18 protein-coding genes are annotated in these 19,777 nt (G+C 67.5%); 8 read left to right on the forward strand and 10 right to left on the reverse strand.

Annotated elements, in window-relative coordinates; genetic code table 11:
* Positions 1-76: 76 nt before the first annotated feature.
* From AC1Q6V_RS19390 to phaR, 3 genes are all read left to right on the forward strand, one after another.
* A complete protein-coding gene (locus AC1Q6V_RS19390; RefSeq protein WP_010810132.1) occupies positions 77-1,258 on the forward strand; it encodes an acetyl-CoA C-acetyltransferase in 1,182 nt (393 codons plus the stop codon).
* A gap of 76 nt (positions 1,259-1,334) precedes the next feature.
* Entirely contained in the window at positions 1,335-2,075 is a 741-nt protein-coding gene (locus AC1Q6V_RS19395; RefSeq protein ID WP_010810131.1) for a 3-ketoacyl-ACP reductase, read from the forward strand.
* A gap of 436 nt (positions 2,076-2,511) precedes the next feature.
* A complete protein-coding gene (gene phaR, locus AC1Q6V_RS19400; protein WP_010810130.1) occupies positions 2,512-3,063 on the forward strand; it encodes a polyhydroxyalkanoate synthesis repressor PhaR in 552 nt (183 codons plus the stop codon).
* Positions 3,064-3,119: 56 nt separating this feature from the next.
* Here phaR and AC1Q6V_RS19405 read toward each other — a convergent pair whose 3' ends face one another.
* Both AC1Q6V_RS19405 and AC1Q6V_RS19410 read right to left on the reverse strand, forming a co-directional pair.
* Positions 3,120-3,410, reverse strand: a complete 291-nt coding sequence (locus AC1Q6V_RS19405) for an addiction module antidote protein (RefSeq protein WP_010810129.1) — start codon at positions 3,408-3,410, stop codon at positions 3,120-3,122.
* A 3-nt stretch (positions 3,411-3,413) separates the two neighbouring features.
* Positions 3,414-3,563, reverse strand: coding sequence for a type II toxin-antitoxin system RelE/ParE family toxin (locus AC1Q6V_RS19410; protein WP_439671584.1), 150 nt, complete (start codon positions 3,561-3,563; stop codon positions 3,414-3,416).
* A 322-nt stretch (positions 3,564-3,885) separates the two neighbouring features.
* On the opposite strand from AC1Q6V_RS19410, the gene AC1Q6V_RS19415 reads away from it, so the two are divergent.
* The 5 genes from AC1Q6V_RS19415 to AC1Q6V_RS19435 all read left to right on the forward strand — a co-directional run bounded on the left by AC1Q6V_RS19415 (position 3,886) and on the right by AC1Q6V_RS19435 (position 9,669).
* A complete protein-coding gene (locus AC1Q6V_RS19415) occupies positions 3,886-4,854 on the forward strand; it encodes a tRNA dihydrouridine synthase (RefSeq protein WP_010810127.1) in 969 nt (322 codons plus the stop codon).
* A 134-nt stretch (positions 4,855-4,988) separates the two neighbouring features.
* Positions 4,989-6,368 carry a 30S ribosomal protein S12 methylthiotransferase RimO gene (gene rimO, locus AC1Q6V_RS19420; RefSeq protein ID WP_454750815.1) on the forward strand — a complete coding sequence of 460 codons (1,380 nt, stop codon included), beginning with the start codon at positions 4,989-4,991 and terminating at the stop codon, positions 6,366-6,368.
* A gap of 91 nt (positions 6,369-6,459) precedes the next feature.
* Positions 6,460-7,644, forward strand: a complete 1,185-nt coding sequence (gene bktB, locus AC1Q6V_RS19425; RefSeq protein WP_011615089.1) for a beta-ketothiolase BktB — start codon at positions 6,460-6,462, stop codon at positions 7,642-7,644.
* A gap of 8 nt (positions 7,645-7,652) precedes the next feature.
* Entirely contained in the window at positions 7,653-8,279 is a 627-nt protein-coding gene (locus AC1Q6V_RS19430) for a hypothetical protein (RefSeq protein WP_010810124.1), read from the forward strand.
* A 166-nt stretch (positions 8,280-8,445) separates the two neighbouring features.
* A complete protein-coding gene (locus AC1Q6V_RS19435; protein ID WP_010810123.1) occupies positions 8,446-9,669 on the forward strand; it encodes a cystathionine beta-lyase in 1,224 nt (407 codons plus the stop codon).
* A gap of 6 nt (positions 9,670-9,675) precedes the next feature.
* On the opposite strand, the gene AC1Q6V_RS19440 is transcribed toward AC1Q6V_RS19435, so the two are convergent.
* The 8 genes from AC1Q6V_RS19440 to mfd all read right to left on the reverse strand — a co-directional run bounded on the left by AC1Q6V_RS19440 (position 9,676) and on the right by mfd (position 19,699).
* On the reverse strand, positions 9,676-9,915 hold the full coding sequence (locus AC1Q6V_RS19440) for a DUF2789 domain-containing protein (RefSeq protein WP_010810122.1): 240 nt from the start codon (positions 9,913-9,915) through the stop codon (positions 9,676-9,678).
* Positions 9,916-10,032: 117 nt separating this feature from the next.
* Entirely contained in the window at positions 10,033-11,691 is a 1,659-nt protein-coding gene (locus AC1Q6V_RS19445; RefSeq protein ID WP_010810121.1) for a PepSY-associated TM helix domain-containing protein, read from the reverse strand.
* 10 nt (positions 11,692-11,701) lie between these two features.
* Positions 11,702-12,004 carry a hypothetical protein gene (locus AC1Q6V_RS19450; RefSeq protein WP_011615092.1) on the reverse strand — a complete coding sequence of 101 codons (303 nt, stop codon included), beginning with the start codon at positions 12,002-12,004 and terminating at the stop codon, positions 11,702-11,704.
* Positions 12,001-12,288 (reverse strand): hypothetical protein, encoded by a 288-nt coding sequence (locus AC1Q6V_RS19455; protein ID WP_010810119.1) that lies wholly within the window; start codon positions 12,286-12,288, stop codon positions 12,001-12,003. Before AC1Q6V_RS19455 ends, AC1Q6V_RS19450 begins: the two co-directional genes overlap by 4 nt.
* A gap of 213 nt (positions 12,289-12,501) precedes the next feature.
* Entirely contained in the window at positions 12,502-13,356 is an 855-nt protein-coding gene (gene serB / locus AC1Q6V_RS19460) for a phosphoserine phosphatase SerB (RefSeq protein WP_439668752.1), read from the reverse strand.
* A gap of 89 nt (positions 13,357-13,445) precedes the next feature.
* Positions 13,446-14,813, reverse strand: a complete 1,368-nt coding sequence (locus tag AC1Q6V_RS19465) for an amidohydrolase (protein WP_439668753.1) — start codon at positions 14,811-14,813, stop codon at positions 13,446-13,448.
* 141 nt (positions 14,814-14,954) lie between these two features.
* Entirely contained in the window at positions 14,955-16,169 is a 1,215-nt protein-coding gene (gene argE / locus AC1Q6V_RS19470; RefSeq protein WP_010810116.1) for an acetylornithine deacetylase, read from the reverse strand.
* Between the two features lie 80 nt (positions 16,170-16,249).
* Positions 16,250-19,699, reverse strand: a complete 3,450-nt coding sequence (mfd, locus tag AC1Q6V_RS19475) for a transcription-repair coupling factor (protein ID WP_058697288.1) — start codon at positions 19,697-19,699, stop codon at positions 16,250-16,252.
* Positions 19,700-19,777 lie beyond the last annotated feature (78 nt).

The following is a 19,777-nucleotide window of genomic DNA, read 5'->3' on the forward strand; positions in this document are numbered from 1 at the left end:
TGAGTGCCGGCGTGCGTCATGCACGGCGCCGGCAGGCTTGCAGGTTCCCTCCCGTTTCCATTGAAAGGACTACACAATGACTGACGTTGTCATCGTATCCGCCGCCCGCACCGCGGTCGGCAAGTTTGGCGGCTCGCTGGCCAAGATCCCGGCACCGGAACTGGGTGCCGTGGTCATCAAGGCCGCGCTGGAGCGCGCCGGCGTCAAGCCGGAGCAGGTGAGCGAAGTCATCATGGGCCAGGTGCTGACCGCCGGTTCGGGCCAGAACCCCGCACGCCAGGCCGCGATCAAGGCCGGCCTGCCGGCGATGGTGCCGGCCATGACCATCAACAAGGTGTGCGGCTCGGGCCTGAAGGCCGTGATGCTGGCCGCCAACGCGATCATGGCGGGCGACGCCGAGATCGTGGTGGCCGGCGGCCAGGAAAACATGAGCGCCGCCCCGCACGTGCTGCCGGGCTCGCGCGATGGTTTCCGCATGGGCGATGCCAAGCTGGTCGACACCATGATCGTCGACGGCCTGTGGGACGTGTACAACCAGTACCACATGGGCATCACCGCCGAGAACGTGGCCAAGGAATACGGCATCACACGCGAGGCGCAGGATGAGTTCGCCGTCGGCTCGCAGAACAAGGCCGAAGCCGCGCAGAAGGCCGGCAAGTTTGACGAAGAGATCGTCCCGGTGCTGATCCCGCAGCGCAAGGGCGACCCGGTGGCCTTCAAGACCGACGAGTTCGTGCGCCAGGGCGCCACGCTGGACAGCATGTCCGGCCTCAAGCCCGCCTTCGACAAGGCCGGCACGGTGACCGCGGCCAACGCCTCGGGCCTGAACGACGGCGCCGCCGCGGTGGTGGTGATGTCGGCGGCCAAGGCCAAGGAACTGGGCCTGACCCCGCTGGCCACGATCAAGAGCTATGCCAACGCCGGTGTCGATCCCAAGGTGATGGGCATGGGCCCGGTGCCGGCCTCCAAGCGCGCCCTGTCGCGCGCCGAGTGGACCCCGCAGGACCTGGACCTGATGGAGATCAACGAGGCCTTCGCCGCGCAGGCGCTGGCGGTGCACCAGCAGATGGGCTGGGACACCTCCAAGGTCAATGTGAACGGCGGCGCCATCGCCATCGGCCACCCGATCGGCGCGTCGGGCTGCCGTATCCTGGTGACGCTGCTGCACGAGATGAAGCGCCGTGACGCGAAGAAGGGCCTGGCCTCGCTGTGCATCGGCGGCGGCATGGGCGTGGCGCTGGCAGTCGAGCGCAAATAAGGAAGGGGTTTTCCGGGGCCGCGCGCGGTTGGCGCGGACCCGGCGACGATAACGAAGAGCCAATCAAGGAGTGGACATGACTCAGCGCATTGCGTATGTGACCGGCGGCATGGGTGGTATCGGAACCGCCATTTGCCAGCGGCTGGCCAAGGATGGCTTTCGTGTGGTGGCCGGTTGCGGCCCCAACTCGCCGCGCCGCGAAAAGTGGCTGGAGCAGCAGAAGGCCCTGGGCTTCGATTTCATTGCCTCGGAAGGCAATGTGGCTGACTGGGACTCGACCAAGACCGCATTCGACAAGGTCAAGTCCGAGGTCGGCGAGGTTGATGTGCTGATCAACAACGCCGGTATCACCCGCGACGTGGTGTTCCGCAAGATGACCCGCGCCGACTGGGATGCGGTGATCGACACCAACCTGACCTCGCTGTTCAACGTCACCAAGCAGGTGATCGACGGCATGGCCGACCGTGGCTGGGGCCGCATCGTCAACATCTCGTCGGTGAACGGGCAGAAGGGCCAGTTCGGCCAGACCAACTACTCCACCGCCAAGGCCGGCCTGCATGGCTTCACCATGGCGCTGGCGCAGGAAGTGGCGACCAAGGGCGTGACCGTCAACACGGTTTCTCCGGGCTATATCGCCACCGACATGGTCAAGGCGATCCGCCAGGACGTGCTCGACAAGATCGTCGCGACGATCCCGGTCAAGCGCCTGGGCCTGCCGGAAGAGATCGCCTCGATCTGCGCCTGGTTGTCGTCGGAGGAGTCCGGTTTCTCGACCGGCGCCGACTTCTCGCTCAACGGCGGCCTGCATATGGGCTGACCTGCCGGCCTGGTTCAACCAGTCGGCAGCCGGCGCTGGCGCCCGCGTATTGCGGTGCAGCCAGCGCGGCGCACAAGGCGGCGGGCGTTTCGTTTCGCCGCCCGTTTCGCGGGCCGTCAAGGCCCGCGAATCGTTTCTGCCCGCGCGGCATTCCTCGCTTTTTGCGCCAATTCACCGGGTTTTCCTTAAGCCCGGTCGCTTTTCTTAGTGCCTTGTTGGGCATAGAATCAGGGCAGCGGCGCAGCCAGCACCATGTTCGTGCAGCGCGGCCCTCGCGGGGGCGAGGTTGCAGGCCGCCACGCGCAGCCATGCGCGAACGGGCCACCAGATGGCCGGCACGACAACAAGCAGATGGCGCGGGCGATACCGATTTGCGCACTGCACCCCATGCGGTGCAGCAGCGCGCAAACAGCGATGACACAAGGACAGAGCACCGATGGCCACGACCAAAAAAGGCGCAGAGCGACTGATCAAAAAGTATCCGAACCGCAGGCTCTACGACACCCAGACCAGCACCTACATCACCCTGGCCGACGTCAAGCAGCTGGTCATGGATTCAGAAGAATTCAAGGTCGTCGACGCCAAGTCTGGTGACGAACTGACCCGCAGCATCTTGCTGCAGATCATCCTGGAAGAAGAAACGGGCGGCGTGCCGATGTTCTCCAGCGCGATGCTGTCGCAGATCATCCGCTTCTACGGCCATGCCATGCAGGGCATGATGGGCACCTACCTGGAAAAGAACATCCAGGCCTTCATCGACATCCAGAACAAGCTGGCCGAGAACTCCAAGGGCCTGTATTCCGGCGAAACCTTCAGCCCCGACATGTGGTCGCAGTTCATGAACATGCAGGGCCCGATGATGCAGGGCATGATGAGCAACTACATCGAGCAGAGCAAGAACCTGTTCGTGCAGATGCAGGAGCAGATGCAAAGCCAGGCCAAAAATATGTTCGGGACGTTCCCGTTCAACCAGCCGGACAAGAAGTAAGACACTGGCAGCGGCGGGCGCTACACCCGCCGCATATCCCGCACGCTGGCTGGCACTCAGCCAGCGCTCGCATGCAGGCGGATGCCCAGCGCCCGCATCACCTTCCAGATCGTCCCGAACTCCGGATTGCCTTCGCCTGACAGCGAGCGGTAGAGGCTTTCGCGCGAAAGGCCCGTTTCGCGCGCCAGTCGCGTCATGCCGCGCGCACGCGCCACCACCCCGAGTGCGTAGGCAATGAATCGATCGTCGTCGCCGGCCTCGGCCAGGCAGGCATCCAGGTAGGCGGCGATCTCCTGATCGTTCCTCAGATGCTCGGCGGAGTCCCAGGGGCGGGTCGGTTCCTTCATGGCTCACTCCAGATCAAGATTGGCCGCCAGACTGCGTGCTCTTTCGATATCAGCGTGCTGGGTCGACTTGTTGCCTCCGCAGAGCAGGATCACAATTACCTGGCCGCGTTGCTGAAAGTAGATGCGGTAGCCCGGGCCGTGGTCCACGCGCATTTCGCTGACTCCACCGCCAAGGGCTTTAACGTTCCCCGGAATTCCTCGTTGAACCCGGAAATTTGGGTTGTCCGGATGCTGAGCATACCTTACCGTAGCCTATGGGCTACGGTATGAGAATCGCCGATCCCTGAAAACCGTGCAGATGCAAAGCAGGTAGAATGCGCGGTCTGCGTCCCCGGGCGCACGCAATCACGCAACTCTCTCCAGCGGCGGCTCAGTGTGGACTCGCCTTTTGTGCGCGAAAACCCATGCCCTCCGTTATCCAATATGCTCGTCCGCCCCTTAAGGCCCGGCTCTCTGCTTCGATGAAGGCTTCGCCATGAGCCGGCTGTTCCTGGCCCCCATGGAAGGGCTTGCCGACTACGTCTTGCGCGACGTGCTGACCGACACTGGCGGCTACGACGGCTGTGTGTCCGAGTTCGTCCGGGTGACCGGTTCGTTGCTTCCCGCCCGCGTCTACGAGCGCGATACGCCCGAAATCCTCGCCGGCGGCTATACCCGCAGCGGCACGCCGATGGTGATCCAGTTGCTCGGCAGCGATCCGGAATGGCTGGCGCGCAATGCGGCCTATGCCGCGACCTTGTCGCCGCATGGCATCGACCTGAACTTCGGCTGCCCCGCCAAGGTCGTCAACCGGCATGGCGGCGGTGCCATGCTGCTGACGAATCCTGAGTTGTTGAGCCGGATCGTCGCGTCCGTGCGCGCGGCGGTGCCGGCCCATATCGCCGTGACGGCAAAAATGCGGCTGGGCGTTTCCGATACCTCGCTGGCCATTGATTGCGCCACGGCGCTGGCCGAAGGCGGCGCGGCTTCGCTCGTCGTGCATGCCCGGACGCGGGACCATGGCTACCGGCCGCCGGCCCACTGGGACTGGATCGCGCGCATTGCGGCGGCGGTGGACGTGCCGGTGATTGCCAACGGAGATGTCTGGACCGTCGCCGACTGGGAGCGTTGCCGGGCCGTCAGCGGTTGTGCCGACGTGATGATCGGGCGCGGCGCCGTGTCCGATCCTTTCCTGGCCTTGCGCATTCGCGGGCTGATGGACGGTTCGCCGTCGGACCAGGAGTGGCCGCTGGTGCTGCGCCAGATCGCCACCTACCTGAAAAAGCTGCATGCCCGTATCGCGTCGTGCCATGAGCATGGGCGCGTGAAACTGTGGCTCAGCTATCTCAAGCGGACCTGGCCACAGGCCGCCGAACTGCATGCGGCCATCCGGCGCATGCAGGACTCGATGGAGATAGAGCGGGTCCTGGAAGGCCTGCCGGGAGCCGCGACCGCGCCGGAATGACGCAGCCTGGGCCACATGTATGGTGTCAGGCGCCGAGAATTCATGGCAAACGGTTAAAATGCGCGATTGGCTCACCGGCTGCCGGCCTTGTCCCCGCATATTCGCCGCGCCCGCCCCCACATTCGGATTGCACTGTGAAAAACCCTTCAGAATCAACGACCCAGAAAGACCATAGTCCGCGTGTGGGATTCGTTTCCCTTGGCTGCCCCAAGGCCCTGGTCGACTCCGAGCAGATCATCACCCAGCTGCGCGCCGAGGGCTATGCCATCAGCGGCACCTATGACGGCGCTGACCTGGTCGTGGTCAATACCTGCGGCTTTATCGACGAGGCCGTGCAGGAGAGCCTGGACGCCATCGGCGAGGCCCTGACCGAGAACGGCAAGGTCATCGTCACCGGCTGCCTGGGTGCGAAGAAGGATGCGGCGGGCCACGACATCGTGTCGTCGGTGCACCCCAAGGTGCTGGCCGTGACCGGCCCGCATGCGCTGGGCGAGGTGATGCAGGCGGTGCACACGCACCTGCCCAAGCCGCATGACCCGTTCACCGACCTGGTGCCGGCCGCCGGCATCAAGCTGACGCCCAAGCATTACGCCTACCTGAAGATCTCCGAGGGCTGCAACCACCGTTGCTCGTTCTGCATCATCCCGTCGATGCGCGGCGACCTGGTGTCGCGCCCGGTGGCCGAGGTCATGCTGGAGGCCGAGAACCTGTTCAAGGCCGGCGTCAAGGAGCTGCTGGTGATCTCGCAGGACACCAGTGCCTATGGCGTCGACGTCAAGTACCGCACCGGCTTCTGGAACGGCCGCCCGCTCAAGACCCGCATGACCGAGCTGGTGGCGGCGCTGGGCGAGCTGGCCGCGCAGTACGGTGCCTGGGTGCGCCTGCATTATGTCTACCCGTACCCGCACGTCGACGAGATCATCCCGCTGATGTCGCAGGGCCATGTGCTGCCGTACCTCGATGTGCCGCTGCAGCACGCGCACCCGGACGTGCTCAAGCGCATGAAGCGCCCGGCCAATGCCGAGAAGACCATGGACCGCATCAGCGCCTGGCGCGAGATCTGCCCTGAGCTGACCATCCGCAGCACCTTTATCGCCGGCTTCCCGGGCGAGACCGAGGCGGAGTTCCAGACCCTGCTCGACTTTATCGCCGAAGCCGAACTGGACCGCGTCGGCTGCTTCGCCTACTCGCCGGTGGAGGGCGCCACCGCCAATGACCTGCCGGGCGCGCTGCCCGACGAGGTGCGCGAGGAACGCCGCGCCCGCTTCATGGAAGTGGCCGAAGAGGTCTCGGCGCGCCGCCTGCAGCGCAAGGTCGGCCAGACCCTGCGCGTGCTGGTGGACGAGGTCAACCAGGATGGCGGCATCGGCCGTTCGTCCGCGGATGCGCCGGAAATCGACGGCCTCGTCTATATCGCGCCGCCGGAACGCCACGCCCAGCGCTATCGCGCCGGCGAGTTCGTCGACGTGAAGATCACCGGCGCCGATGGCCACGACCTGTGGGGCGAGGTCTGAAACGGGTTGATTAGGTAAAAGTACGCTCGTTCGATTTCGTCCGCGTCCCGCTATACTGTGCGGTGCAACATAACCTCATGGAGACAAAGTCATGACGCGTGAAGTGGTAGTGGTAAGCGGTGTCCGTACCGCGATCGGGACCTTTGGCGGCAGCCTGAAGGATGTGGCACCGGCGGAGCTGGGCGCACTGGTGGTGCGCGAGGCGCTGGCGCGCGCGCAGGTGTCGGGCGACGATGTCGGCCACGTGGTATTCGGCAACGTGATCCAGACCGAGCCGCGCGACATGTATCTGGGCCGCGTCGCGGCCGTCAACGGCGGGGTGACGATCAACGCCCCCGCGCTGACCGTGAACCGCCTGTGCGGCTCGGGCCTGCAGGCCATTGTGAGCGCCGCGCAGACCATCCTGCTGGGCGATACCGACGTCGCCATCGGCGGCGGCGCGGAAAGCATGAGCCGCGCACCGTACCTGGCGCCGGCAGCGCGCTGGGGCGCACGCATGGGCGACGCCGGCCTGGTCGACATGATGCTGGGTGCGCTGCACGATCCCTTCCATCGCATCCACATGGGTGTGACCGCCGAGAATGTCGCCAAGGAATACGACATCTCGCGCGCGCAGCAGGACGAGGCCGCGCTGGAATCGCACCGCCGCGCTTCGGCAGCGATCAAGGCCGGCTACTTCAAGGACCAGATCGTCCCGGTGGTGAGCAAGGGCCGCAAGGGCGACGTCACCTTCGACACCGACGAGCACGTGCGCCATGACGCCACCATCGACGACATGACCAAGCTCAGGCCGGTCTTCGTCAAGGAAAACGGCACGGTCACGGCCGGCAATGCCTCGGGCCTGAACGACGCCGCCGCCGCGGTGGTGATGATGGAGCGCGCCGAAGCCGAGCGCCGCGGCCTGAAGCCGCTGGCCCGCCTGGTGTCGTACGGCCATGCCGGCGTGGACCCGAAGGCCATGGGCATCGGCCCGGTGCCGGCGACGAAGATCGCGCTGGAGCGCGCCGGCCTGCAGGTGTCGGACCTGGACGTGATCGAAGCCAACGAAGCCTTTGCCGCACAGGCGTGCGCCGTGACCAAGGCGCTCGGTCTGGACCCGGCCAAGGTTAACCCGAACGGCTCGGGCATCTCGCTGGGCCACCCGATCGGCGCCACCGGTGCCCTGATCACGGTGAAGGCGCTGCATGAGCTGAACCGCGTGCAGGGCCGCTACGCGCTGGTGACGATGTGCATCGGCGGCGGGCAGGGCATTGCCGCCATCTTCGAGCGTATCTGAGGTTAGCCTTGCGCCTGGCTTCGCTGACGAAGAACCTCTGCGCGCTCGGCCTGGCCGCCGTGCTCGCGCTGGCGGGCACGGCGCAGGCAGCGCCGGCGACCGAGCTGTCGACCGGCCCGGTTAACACCGGGCCAGCCGGCGGCGAAGGCCTGGGCATCAACCAGGCCATTCGCGACGGCGAAGCGCGGCGCGGCGGCACCTCGCTTTCCACTGGCGCGCCAAAACCCCTGGCGCCGCGGCCGGAATATGCGTCGCTGCCGGTCTACGTCGGCAAGGTCGGCGACCAGCCGGTGCGGCTGCGCCTGGGCCCCAAGCCTGACGAGCGCGACAGCGTGCGTGGCGAATACGCCGGCCGTGGCGCCGGTGTGCGCCTGCTGGCAGGCGAGTGGGAGGACGGCGCCTTCCTGATGGAGGAGTCCGACGACGGCACCCGCGTATCGGGCAACTGGGAAGGCAGCATCGACGCCAGCGGCGCCGTGCGCGGCACCTGGACCGACGCGTTCAACCCGGCCATCGTGCTGCCGTTCTTTATCCGCCCTCTGGGCGTGCTGGTGATCCCCCCGTTCGACATGAGGCCCAACAGCGGCGTCACTTACGCGCCGCCGCCGCCGAAGTCCTCGATTTCCGGCTGGTAAGCCGCTTGCTGGTGTCCGCCGTTGCCATCGCCGGTGGCGCGGCCGGCATTTGCTGGTAAGCTCGGAGGCTCATCGAGTCTCATTCCTGACCGTGCCACGCTTCTGCCCGGGCGATGCCGCCGGGGCAGCGCGCCGTGTCCGGCCAGCAGCCAGCAAGGAAACCGCCGTGTCCGATTCGCCATCCGACAAGCCCGCGTCGCCCGCCCATTACCTGCAAACCGTTGCGGTCCAGCCCGAGCTGGAGATCGCGCCCGGCTTTGCCTCGTTCTCTCCCGCCACGCACCGCGGCTCCACCGTGGTGTTCCGCAACCTCGCCGAACTGCGCGCCCATGGCGACGGTGCCACCACCTACTGGCGCTATGGCCTGCACGCCACGCCCACCAGCGAGGCGCTGTGCCAGCACCTGGCGCTGCTGGAGGGCGCGCGCCACACGCTGCTGCAGCCGTCGGGGCTGGCGGCGATCTCGCTGGTCTACTTCGCGCTGCTCAAGAGCGGCGACGATGTGCTGGTGCCGCACAACGTCTACGGCCCCAACCGCGACCACGGCGAGTGGCTGGCACGCGAATTCGGCGTGACCGTGCGCTACTACGACCCGATGGACGCTGCTGCGATGGCGGCGATGATCCGGCCGAATACGCGCCTGATCTGGATGGAGTCGCCCGGTTCGGTGACCATGGAAGTGCCCGACAGCGACGCCATCGTCGCCGCGGCCAGGGCGCACGGCGTGCTGACCGCGATCGACAATACCTGGTCTGCCGGCATCTACTTCCGCCCGTTCGACAAGGGCATCGACATCTCGGTGCAGGCGCTGACCAAGTACCAGTCCGGCGGCAGCGACGTGCTGATGGGCGCGGTGCTGACCTGCGACGATGCGCTGCATGACCGCCTCAAGCGCACCCGCATGCTGATGGGCTGGGGTGTTTCCGCCGATGACTGCCACCTGGTGCTGCGCGGGCTGCCGAGCCTGCCGGTGCGCCTGGCCGCGCATGACCGTGCGGCCCGCGAAGTGGCGGAGTGGCTGCGCCAGCGGCCCGAGGTTGCGCGCGTGCTGCATCCGGCGCTGCCGGACTGCCCCGGCCACGCCAGCTGGCGGCGCGATTTCACCGGTGCCAGCGGGCTCTTTGCCATCATCCTGCGGGCACGCTATACACGCCAGCAGGTGGATGCCTTGGTCGAGGCGCTGCAGCTGTTTGCGATCGGCTGGTCCTGGGGCGGTGCCCACAGCCTGGCCGTGCCGTACCACGTGCAGGGCATGCGCCCGGCGGGCACCTGGCCGCCGGCCGGCTGGCAGGATACCGGCGAACTGGTGCGGCTTTATATCGGCCTGGAAGACACGCGCGACCTGATCGCCGACCTGCGCCAGGCGCTGGAGGCTACGCTGGCCGCGTAAGCGGCCTCAGGCCGGCTGTCTCAGGGCGAGATTGAGCTGGTCGACGACCTCGGCCCAGTCGGCGTCGTCCAGCAGCTCGTCGCGCAGCAGCGTGGCCTGGGCGGGGGTCCAGAACGGTGCCTCGGCCAGCTCGACATCGTCGGGCAGCGGGGCGTGCGTGCCGATAAAGCTGCGGATGCTGGCTTCGTCGGAGGCCAGGCCGAGTTGGGCGAACAGTTCGGAAAACTGGTGGAAGGTCGATTCCATGGCGGCAGGCTCGATGTTGTTGGCCTGAGATAGTGTAGGGCAGGGGCCGGGCTGGTGCTGCCCAGGAAACAAAAACGGACGCTGCTGCGTCCGTTCTTGCGTGCGGGCGCCATGCGCTCAGGGCGTATCCGTGCTGGGCATCGCCTTGGCGCCCGCGGTGGGCCTGGCGGTCTGGGCGGTCTGGGCGGCTTGGGCTGCCCGCGGCATCGCCCAGACCGACTCCGCCGGCCCACTGCGCGCGCGGCGCTGCGTGGCGCGGGCCAGGGCGACAAAGCCCGTGGCCAGCGCGATCGCGCCGATATCGAAGCCGGCGATGATCCAGTGCCCGCTGGGGATGCTGTGCAGCAGGTGGTCGCCGGTCAGGATCGCGTTCGCCAGCGGCACCGTCAGCCACGCCAGCGCGGCGGCGTAGAGCAGTTCCACCGCGGCGCGCACCGGCGGGCGCAGCAGCGCCCAGGCACAGGCCAGGACAAACACCGTGAAATACGTGTAGCTCACCGCGCGTTCCGGCCACAGCAGCGCCGCCGGGAAGCACAGCGCCACGCCGATGCAGCAGCCGATGCACACGCCGACCGTGCCCTGCGCCAGCAGCCGGTGCACGCGCGGCTGCTCGGCCAGGCGCAGCTTGCGCCGTGACTCGATCCACAGCAGGTTGCCCGAATAGAACAGGAAGGCGCCGGCGAGCCCGGCCAGCAGGTAGACCAGCCGCACCGGCAGCTCGCCGAAAGTGCCGAAATGCAGTGCGTACAGCGCGCTGTAGAGCCCGTGGTTGCTGTCGCGCGTGCCGGCGGTCTGGTTGGCGGTCAGCTGGCCCGCGTTGGGCTCGCCGCTGGCGGCATGGATGCCGACCGAGCCCAGGTTGCCGAGTGCCTGCGTGCTGGTGCCGCGCACCTCCACCACGGCGTTGGCGTCGCCATAGCGCTGGAAGCGGAACGACTCGGGCGTGAATCGCTCGCCGCCGTGCTCGCGCGCGATCTGCATCAGCGTTGCCGTGGGCATGGTCGGCACCGCGCGGTTGGCCGCGGCCACTTCCGGCACGGCGGTGGTGGCGCGGGGCACCGCCTCGAACAGGCGGCCATCGAAGGTCAGTGTGTTGAACGCCATCATCAGCACCAGCGACAGGCAGAACAGCGCGCCGGTGATGGCAAAGACCAGGTGGAAAGGCAGGCTGAACAGGCCCAGCACATTGTGGGTGTCCATCCAGAAGCGCTTCAGGTTGCGCCCGGGGCGCACTGCAAACAGGTCCTTCTTCAGCCGTGGCAGGTGCAGCAGCACGCCCGATACCAGTGCCAGCCCGTACAGCACCGAGATCGCGCCCATGAAATAGATGCCGCCGACCGGGATCCCCAGCGAGTAGTGCAGGCTGTTCAGGAATGCCGACAGTTCGCCGATCACCTGGTCGCGCGAGGTGTCGCGCTGCATCGCGGCGCCGCCGGCCAGGCGGGCGTCGGTGGTCATCTGCCACTCGCCGGCCTGGTCCTGCCAGTAGGCCGCGATATTGGGCTCTCCCTCCGACGGCATGATCACGTATGAGCTGGCCGCGGCCTCGGGGTGGATCGCGACCAGCTTCTGCATGAAGCGGTCGACCGCGGCCGGGTCGGTACTGGCCTCGAACTGCGCATTGCCTTTCAGCCGCGACGGCGACTGCCAAACGTGCAGCTCATGGTGGAACACGGTGACCGCCCCGGCAAAGAAGGCGATAAACAGGGCCCAGCCGGCCATCAGGCCGACCCAGGTATGCAGCGTCTGGTACAGGCGCAGGGTTGCGGTTTTCATGATGGCGTTCTCAGGAGGCGGCCAGTGCCGTCGGCGCCAGCCTGGCCAGGCGCAGCAGCCAGAGCGCGCCGAAGCAGAGCAGGTTGGCGCCGCCCAGCCAGACCCAGGCAGTGCGGCTGGAACGGAACAGCAGGCTGGCGCTGATGATGGCCACCCACACCGGCAGGCAGGCCACCACGGCCGCGACGATGCCGGTTTCCCAGCCGCCCGGCAGCCACAGGATCAACAGCGTGCACAGCGCCACCGCCAGCGGCAGCCCGAGCAGCGCACCGGCAAGCCATTTGGTGCCCATTGCGGAGCGGTCTGCGCTCATGCCCGTTGCTCCCGTGCTGCCCGGCGCTTGCGCGCGGCATAGGTGGCGATAAAGGGCCATACCGACAGCGCGCAGGGCACGGTCACCAGGCTGGCGGCAATGGCTGCGGGCCAGCCATCGGTGATGCTCCACAGCCAGGTGCTGACGACGACCAGGACCAGGCCCAGCCAGCCCAGCGTACGCGGTTGCGTGACCCTGCCGGGCGGCAGCAGGACCTGGTTGGGCGCGGCCAGGTACAGGCACGCAGCCGCAGCCAGGCCAAGAAGGACGGCCAGAACTTGCATGGAGAAATGACAGATAAACGAAACATTAATGGTAATGATTCGCATTTGAAGAGGCAAGCGCTAAGTAGACGTTGCGTCTCAGTGGGGATTCATCTGCACTTGGGGGAGGGACTTGCGCTGGCTGTGGCGACGAGTCGCAGGCGGCCCGCGCGGGTGGGGCCGGCCGGGCGCTTGCCGCCCGGCGCGCATTGCCGCGTTGTCCGCGGCCCGGGATCAGTGCGGGAACAGCGCCAGCAGGCCGTCCAGGCCGACGTGGTTGAACGCGACGCTGGCTTGCGTGCGCACCACCGGCTTGGCCCGGAATGCCACCGACAGGCCGGCCACGGCCATCATCTTCAGGTCGTTGGAGCCATCGCCCATGACGATGGCCTGGTCCGGCGTGGCTCCGATCCGGGCGCAGACTTCCTGCACGGTGCGGGCCTTGACGTCGGCGTTGACGATCTCGCCGACGACATTGCCGGTCAGCTTGCCGTCGACGATCTCCAGCGTATTGGCGCGGGTCACGTCGAGCTGGAGCCGTGCCTTGAGCTTCTCGGTGAAATGCACGAAGCCGCCCGACACCAGCAGCGTGCGCAGGCCCAGCGCCTGCACGGTCTGCAGCATGCGCTCGGCGCCCGGCGACAGCCGCAGGCGCTCTTCATAGACGCGGTCCAGCACGCTGGCGTCCAGGCCCTTGAGCAGGGCCACGCGGCGGCGCAGGCTTTCGTTGAAATCGGTGATCTCGCCGCGCATGGCGGCTTCGGTGATGGCCGAGACCTCGGCCTTGAGGCCGCAGAAATCTGCGATCTCGTCGATGCACTCGATCGTGATCAGGGTCGAGTCCATGTCCATCGCCACCAGGCGGAAGTCGGACAGCTTGCGCCCCGCGGGCACCACTGCCCAGTCGATCGCGCGCGGGCCGCAGAAATCGTCCAGCGCATCGCGCAGCGCCGGCGTCAGCGGCGCGCATTCCTCGGCGGCGGCGACGGTCTCGCTGCGCAGCACCAGTTCAGAGGCGCGGGCCAGGGTGCGGGCGGTGTCGAGGTCGGCTGGGGAAAGCGGGGCGGTGCTCTGGAGGATCAGGGGCATGGCGGATGAAGGTCGGGCGCTTGCCGCGCGGGGCTGCAACGCGGCAAAAGGGCTATTGTAGCCCCGCCGCCGCGCCCCGGGCGAGCCGCTCAGCGCTGCGCCATCACCATGTAGTCCACGGTCAGGCTGGACAGGGCGCGCACGCCGTTGATCAGCGCCGGCTCGTCCACATAGAACTCAGGCGAGTGGTTGGAAGGCGCCTTGGTCACATCCTGGCCCTTGGGCGTCACCCCGAGGTTGAAGAACAGGCCCGGGACCTTCTCCTGGTAGAACGAGAAGTCCTCCGACGCGGTCGCCTTGGGCGTGATCATCCAGTTGCCTTCGCCGGCCACGCGCTGCAGCGTGGGCGCCATCTTCTCGGTCAGGGCCGGCTGGTTGATGGTGGCGTTGTACAACTCCACCACGCGGAAGCTGGCCTCGGCGCCGGCGCTGGTGGCGATGGCCTCGGTGGTGCGCTTCATGCGGGCATGGATGTCCTTCTTCATGCCTTCGTCATAGGTGCGCACGGTGCCCATCATCTCGACCTTCTCCGGCACGATGTTCATGCGGTTGCCGCCGTGGATGGTGCCCACGGTAATCACCGACGGCTCCAGCATGGCGTTGACCTGGCGGCTCTGGATGGTCTGCAGGCCCATCACGATCTGCGACGCCACCACGATCGGGTCGATCCCGCCCCACGGCCGCGCGCCGTGGGTCTGGCGGCCCTTGACGTCGATCCAGAACTGGTCGGCCGCCGCCATCGAGGGGCCGCTGCGCCAGCCCAGCTTGCCCGATTCGATGCCGCTGCTCACGTGCAGGCCGAAGATCGCATCGACCTTGGGATTGTCCAGCACGCCCTCGGACACCATCTGCTTGGCGCCCCAGGTGTTGGAGCCATTCGGTTCGAAGTCGGCCGGGCTTTCCTCGGCCGGCTGGAAGATGAACTTGACCGTGCCGGGCAGCTGGTCCTTCATGCCGGCCAGCACCTCGGCGGTGGCCATCAGAATCGCCACGTGCGTGTCATGGCCGCAGGCGTGCATCACGTCCACTTCCTTGCCCAGGTACTGGCCCTTGGCCTTCGACGCGAACGGCACGTCCACGCGTTCCTTGACCGGCAGCGCATCCATGTCGGCGCGCAGCGCCACTACCGGGCCGGGCTTGCCGCCCTTGAGCACGCCGACCACGCCGGTCTTGGCCACGCCCGTCTTCACTTCCATGCCGAGCTTGCGCAGGTGGTCGGCCACGAGCTTGGCGGTGCGCGTCTCGTAGTTGCCCAGTTCCGGATGCTGGTGGATATCGCGGCGCCACGCGATGAGTTGTTTCTCGACGGCCTTGGCGCGGGTTTCGATCTGGGCGTGCAGGGTTTCGGCGCCTTGCGTCTGGGCCTGCGCGGTGTTGCAGAGCAGGCCGGTGGCGAGCGCCAGGGTGGCGAGCGCGAAGCGGGTGGTGGGACGGGATGCGGAATCACGGACAGCCATGCAAGGTCTCCTTCGTTGTTGTTGGTGTGATGCAGGCGGTGTGGCGGCGCGCGGCAAGTGCAAAGCGCCGGGAAAAGCGGATTGGTTGCTCCCCTCTCCCGCAAGCGGGAGAGGGGAGCAAAGCTCTGGCATGCCCGGCAGTCAGCTCACGCGCAAGCTGTCGACCACCTTGTGCAGGAACGCCTCGCAAGCAGCCAACTGCTCCAGCGCAACAAACTCATCCGGCTTGTGCGCCTGCTGGATATCGCCAGGCCCGCACACCACGGCCGGAATGCCGGCGCGCTGGAACAGGCCGGCCTCGGTGCCGTAGGCCACCTTGTTGGTGTCGCGGTCGGCGGTCAGCGCGCGCACCAGCTGCGTGATGGCTTCCTGTTCGGCCACGTCCAGCGACGGCGCGGCGGCGATCTTGCTCAGCGTCAGGCCGGCGTCGGCATGCTCGGCGCGCATCTTCGGCAGCAGCACGTCGTTGGCGTAGGCCTGGATGCGGGCGTAGATGGCTTCGGGATCCACGCCGGGCAGGTTGCGGAACTCGAACACGAACTCGCACAGTGCCGGGATGGTGTTCAGCGCGATGCCGCCCTGGATGGTGCCGGTCTGCGCGGTGGTGTAGGGCACGTCGAAGGCCTGGTCGTAGGGGCCGTTGGCCTTGAACTCATCGGCGATGTCGCGGATGAAGCAGATCAGGCGCGCGGCGTATTCGATCGCATTGACGCCGCGCGGCGTCAGCGACGAGTGCGCGGCCTGGCCCCTGACGCAGCAACGGTAGGCGTTGATGCCCTTGTGCGCCACGATCACGCGCATGCTGGTGGGTTCGCCGACGATGCAGCCGCCGGGCGTCACGCCGCGGTCGCGCAGTTCGGCCAGCAGGTAGGGCGCGCCCATGCAGCCGATCTCTTCGTCGAAGGACAGCGCGTAGTGGACCGGCTCGCGCAGCCTGGCCTGCAGGATGGCCGGCAGCAGCGACAGGCTGGTGCCGATAAAGCCTTTCATGTCGCAGGTGCCGCGGCCGTAGAGCTTGCCGTCGCGCACCACCGGCTTGAACGGGTCGGTGGTCCAGTCCTGGCCGTCCACCGGCACCACGTCGGTATGGCCGGAGAGCACGATGCCGCCGTTGGTATTGCCGTCGGCGGCGGGCACGGTGACGAACAGGTTGGCCTTGTCCTGCTGCGGGTTGTAGCTCAGATGCGGCTTCAGCCCCTTGGCCAGGAAATGGTCGCGCACCGACTCGATCAGGCCCAGGTTGGAGTTGCGGCTGGTGGTGTCGTACGCGACCAGCCGCTGGGTCCATTCAAGCGCGCTGCCGCGCGCGGCGGTTTCGGTGACGGGCTGACGGGAAGAAGCGGCTTGGGCGGGCATGGGGGCGTTATCGCTAACTTGTTAAGGAATCGATGCTACACCCGGCCGCGCGCCGCGTCCATGCAGGATACGCATGACCCCTACGCCAGTTGCCGCAACGTATGCTTGATGGTCTGCGCGCGGATCGCCACGTCCGGCATCTTGGCCTCGATGCGCAGCTTGTCCTGCCCGGCCAGCTTGATATGGCGGTTCTTCTGCACCAGGTCGATGATGCGCATCGCGTCGATCGGCGGGTTGGGCACGAACTGCACGCTGATGGTGGCCTCGCCCGCGTCGATCTTGCGCACGCCCAGCGGTGCCGCGGCGATGCGCAGCCGGTGGGTCTCGACCAGCGCCTGCGCCTGCGCCGGCAGTCGGCCGAAGCGGTCGATCAGCTCTTCCTGGATATCGTCCACGCGCTCGGCGGTCTCGCAGTTGGCCAGCCGCTTGTACAGCGACAGCCGCTCGTGCACGTCGGCGCAGTAGTCGTTGGGCAGCAGCGCCGGCGTGCCCAGGTTGATCTCGGTGGTCGCGGCCAGCGGCGCCATCAGGTCGGGTTCCTTGCCGGCCTTGAGCGCCTTGACCGCGGCGTTGAGCATGTCAGTGTAGAGCTGGAAGCCGATCTCGTGGATCTCGCCCGACTGCTTGTCGCCCAGCACCTCGCCCGCGCCGCGGATTTCCAGGTCATGCATGGCCAGGTAGAAGCCCGAGCCCAGTTCCTCCATCTGCTGGATCGCTTCGAGCCGGCGCTGCGCCTGCTTGGTCAGGCCCTCGACATCATGCACCAGCAGGTAGGCATAGGCCTGGTGGTGCGAGCGCCCGACCCGGCCGCGCAGCTGGTGCAGCTGCGCCAGGCCGAACTTGTCCGAGCGGTGGATCAGGATGGTGTTGGCGGTCGGCACGTCGATGCCGGTCTCGATGATGGTGGTGCACAGCAGGATGTTGTCGCGGCGCGCGACGAAGTCGCGCATCACGCGCTCCAGCTCGCGCTCATGCATCTGGCCGTGCGCGACGGCAATGCGCGCCTCGGGCACCAGCTCGGCCAGCCGCGCGCGCTTGTTCTCGATGGTCTCGACCTCGTTGTGCAGGAAGTAGACCTGGCCGCCGCGCTTGAGCTCGCGCAGGATGGCCTCGCGGATCACGCCGTCTTCCTCGCGCCGCACGAAGGTCTTGATCGCCAGCCGCTTCTGCGGCGCGGTCGCGATCACCGAGAAGTCGCGCAGGCCTTCCAGCGCCATGCCCAGCGTGCGCGGGATCGGCGTGGCGGTCAGGGTCAGCACGTCGACCTCGGCGCGCAGGGTCTTCAGCGCCTCCTTCTGGCGCACGCCGAAGCGGTGTTCCTCGTCGATGATGACCAGCCCCAGGCGCTCGAACCTGACCTGGTCGGACAGGATCTTGTGGGTGCCGATGACGATGTCGACGGTGCCTTCGTTGATCTGCCTGATGGCCGCGTCGATTTCCTTCTTGGTCTTGAAGCGCGACAGCTCGACGATGCGCACCGGCCATTCGGCGAAGCGGTCGGACAGCGTCTGGAAGTGCTGCTCGGCCAGCAGCGTGGTCGGCGCCAGCATCGCCACCTGCTTGCCGCCCAGCACCGCGACAAAGGCCGCGCGCAGCGCCACCTCGGTCTTGCCGAAGCCCACGTCGCCGCACACCAGCCGGTCCATCGGCTTGCCCGAGGTCATGTCGGCGATCACCGCGGCAATCGCGGCGGCCTGGTCCGGCGTTTCCTCGAAGCCGAAGCTTTCGGCGAAGGTCTCGTAGTCCTTGGGCGAGAGCGGGAAGGCAAAGCCCTCGCGCGCGGCGCGGCGCGCGTACAGGTTGAGCAGCTCGGCGGCGGTGTCGCGGATCTGCTGGGCTGCCTTGCGCTTGGCCTTGTCCCACTGGCCCGAGCCCAGGTGGTGCAGCGGCGCGGTATCGGGATCGGCGCCGGAATAGCGCGAGATTACATGCAACTGGTGCACCGGCACATACAGCTTGCTGCCCTTGTCGTAGTCCAGGTGCAGGAATTCCTCGTCGCCCTGGCCCATGTCGAGCGTGACCAGGCCCTGATAGCGGCCGATGCCGTGCTCGCTGTGCACCACCGGGTCGCCGATCTTCAACTCGGCCAGGTCGCGCACCATCGAGTCGACGGCGGAGGCCTGCTCCTGCTTGCGGCGGCCGGTGCGGCGCGCGGTGCCGGCGTACAGCTCGGCCTCGGTGACAAAGGCGATCCGCCCCTGCGGCAGCGCAAAGCCGCTCTGCAGCGGCGCCACCGCGATCGAGAAATGCGCTTCGCCGGCCAGGAACGCGGCAAGGTCGTCCACCGGCTGCGGGCGCAGGCCGCTTTCGGCAAAGAGCTGCAGCAGGGTCTCGCGCCGCCCGGCCGAGTCGGCGCACATCAGCACGCGGGTCTGCTGGTCGAGCAGCAGCGCTTCCAGGTTGACCAGCGGATCATCGGCGCGGCGGTTCACCGCGACGTCGGGCAGGATGGCCGAGAACGCGGCCTGGTCCGCGTTCGCTTCGGCCTGCAGCACCAGGCGCGCCATCGGCTTGGCGGCGACGAAGAACTGCTCCTCGGACAGGAACAGGTCCGCTGGCGGCAGCAGCGGGCGCTCGCGGTCGTGCCGCATGAAGTTGTAGCGCTGCGTGGTGTCGGCCCAGAAGCGGCGGATGGCCTCGTCGACATTGCCGGCGAACGCGAGCTGCGTATCGGCGGGCAGGTAGTCGAACACGGTCGCGCTCTGCTCGAAGAACAGCGGCAGGTAGTACTCGATGCCGGCCGACGGCACGCCGTTGCCGATGTCCTTGTAGATCGGCGACTTGGTTGGGTCGCCTTCGAACAGCTCGCGCCAGCGGCCGCGGAAGGCGGTGCGCGCGGCTTCGTCGAGCGGGAACTCGCGCCCGGGCAGCAGCCGCACCTCCTTGACCGGGTACAGGCTGCGCTGGGTGTCGGGGTCGAAGGCGCGGATGGTCTCGATCTCGTCGCCGAACAGGTCGATCCGGTACGGCAGCGCCGAGCCCATCGGGTACAGGTCGATCAGGCCGCCGCGCACGCTGTATTCGCCGGGGCGCATCACCGCGCTGACGTGCTCGTAGCCGGCCAGCGTGAACTGGGCCTTGAGCGCCGCTTCATCCAGCCGCTCGCCCTGCTTGAAGAAGAAGGTGTAGGCGGCCAGGAACGCGGGCGGCGCCAGCCGGTACAGCGCGGTGGTGGCCGGCACCAGCATCACGTCGCATTGCCCGGTCTGGATGTCGTGCAGCGTGGCCAGGCGCTCTGATACCAGGTCCTGGTGCGGCGAGAAGCTGTCGTAGGGCAGGGTTTCCCAGTCGGGCAGCAGGCGCACGCGCAGTTCGGGCGCGAACCAGGGGATTTCCTCGGCCAGGCGCTGGGCATCGACCGCGTGGGAGCAGACTACGGCCAGCATCGGCGCGCGCTCGCGGTGCTGCCGAGCGTACGCGGCCACAGCCAGCGCATCGGCCGAGCCGCGCAGGCCCGCCACGCTGTGGCGCAGCCCCGGCTTGACCAGCGGCAGGTTGACAAAGGGGAAGGCGGGCTTGGCGTCAGGCATGTCGGCAGCGGGGCGTTCAAAACGACGACACCCCGCCGGCATTGCGGGCGGGGGTCGGGGCAGGGGACCTCAACGGCC

Source organism: Cupriavidus sp. GW823-FHT07B10 (assembly GCF_058794355.1).

What these genes read in the sequence shown, in the direction of transcription:
- AC1Q6V_RS19455 (WP_010810119.1), bottom strand. Translation starts at nt 12,288, where the DNA reads ATGCAAGTTCTGGCCGTCCTTCTTGGCCTGGCTGCGGCTGCGTGCCTG.
- mfd (WP_058697288.1), bottom strand. Translation starts at nt 19,699, where the DNA reads ATGCCTGACGCCAAGCCCGCCTTCCCCTTTGTCAACCTGCCGCTGGTC.
- AC1Q6V_RS19405 (WP_010810129.1), bottom strand. Translation starts at nt 3,410, where the DNA reads ATGAAGGAACCGACCCGCCCCTGGGACTCCGCCGAGCATCTGAGGAAC.
- AC1Q6V_RS19445 (WP_010810121.1), bottom strand. Translation starts at nt 11,691, where the DNA reads ATGAAAACCGCAACCCTGCGCCTGTACCAGACGCTGCATACCTGGGTC.
- phaR (WP_010810130.1), top strand. Translation starts at nt 2,512, where the DNA reads ATGGCCACGACCAAAAAAGGCGCAGAGCGACTGATCAAAAAGTATCCG.
- AC1Q6V_RS19440 (WP_010810122.1), bottom strand. Translation starts at nt 9,915, where the DNA reads ATGGAATCGACCTTCCACCAGTTTTCCGAACTGTTCGCCCAACTCGGC.
- AC1Q6V_RS19465 (WP_439668753.1), bottom strand. Translation starts at nt 14,813, where the DNA reads ATGGCTGTCCGTGATTCCGCATCCCGTCCCACCACCCGCTTCGCGCTC.
- AC1Q6V_RS19390 (WP_010810132.1), top strand. Translation starts at nt 77, where the DNA reads ATGACTGACGTTGTCATCGTATCCGCCGCCCGCACCGCGGTCGGCAAG.
- AC1Q6V_RS19395 (WP_010810131.1), top strand. Translation starts at nt 1,335, where the DNA reads ATGACTCAGCGCATTGCGTATGTGACCGGCGGCATGGGTGGTATCGGA.
- AC1Q6V_RS19410 (WP_439671584.1), bottom strand. Translation starts at nt 3,563, where the DNA reads ATGCGCGTGGACCACGGCCCGGGCTACCGCATCTACTTTCAGCAACGC.
- argE (WP_010810116.1), bottom strand. Translation starts at nt 16,169, where the DNA reads ATGCCCGCCCAAGCCGCTTCTTCCCGTCAGCCCGTCACCGAAACCGCC.
- AC1Q6V_RS19415 (WP_010810127.1), top strand. Translation starts at nt 3,886, where the DNA reads ATGAGCCGGCTGTTCCTGGCCCCCATGGAAGGGCTTGCCGACTACGTC.
- AC1Q6V_RS19450 (WP_011615092.1), bottom strand. Translation starts at nt 12,004, where the DNA reads ATGAGCGCAGACCGCTCCGCAATGGGCACCAAATGGCTTGCCGGTGCG.
- bktB (WP_011615089.1), top strand. Translation starts at nt 6,460, where the DNA reads ATGACGCGTGAAGTGGTAGTGGTAAGCGGTGTCCGTACCGCGATCGGG.
- serB (WP_439668752.1), bottom strand. Translation starts at nt 13,356, where the DNA reads ATGCCCCTGATCCTCCAGAGCACCGCCCCGCTTTCCCCAGCCGACCTC.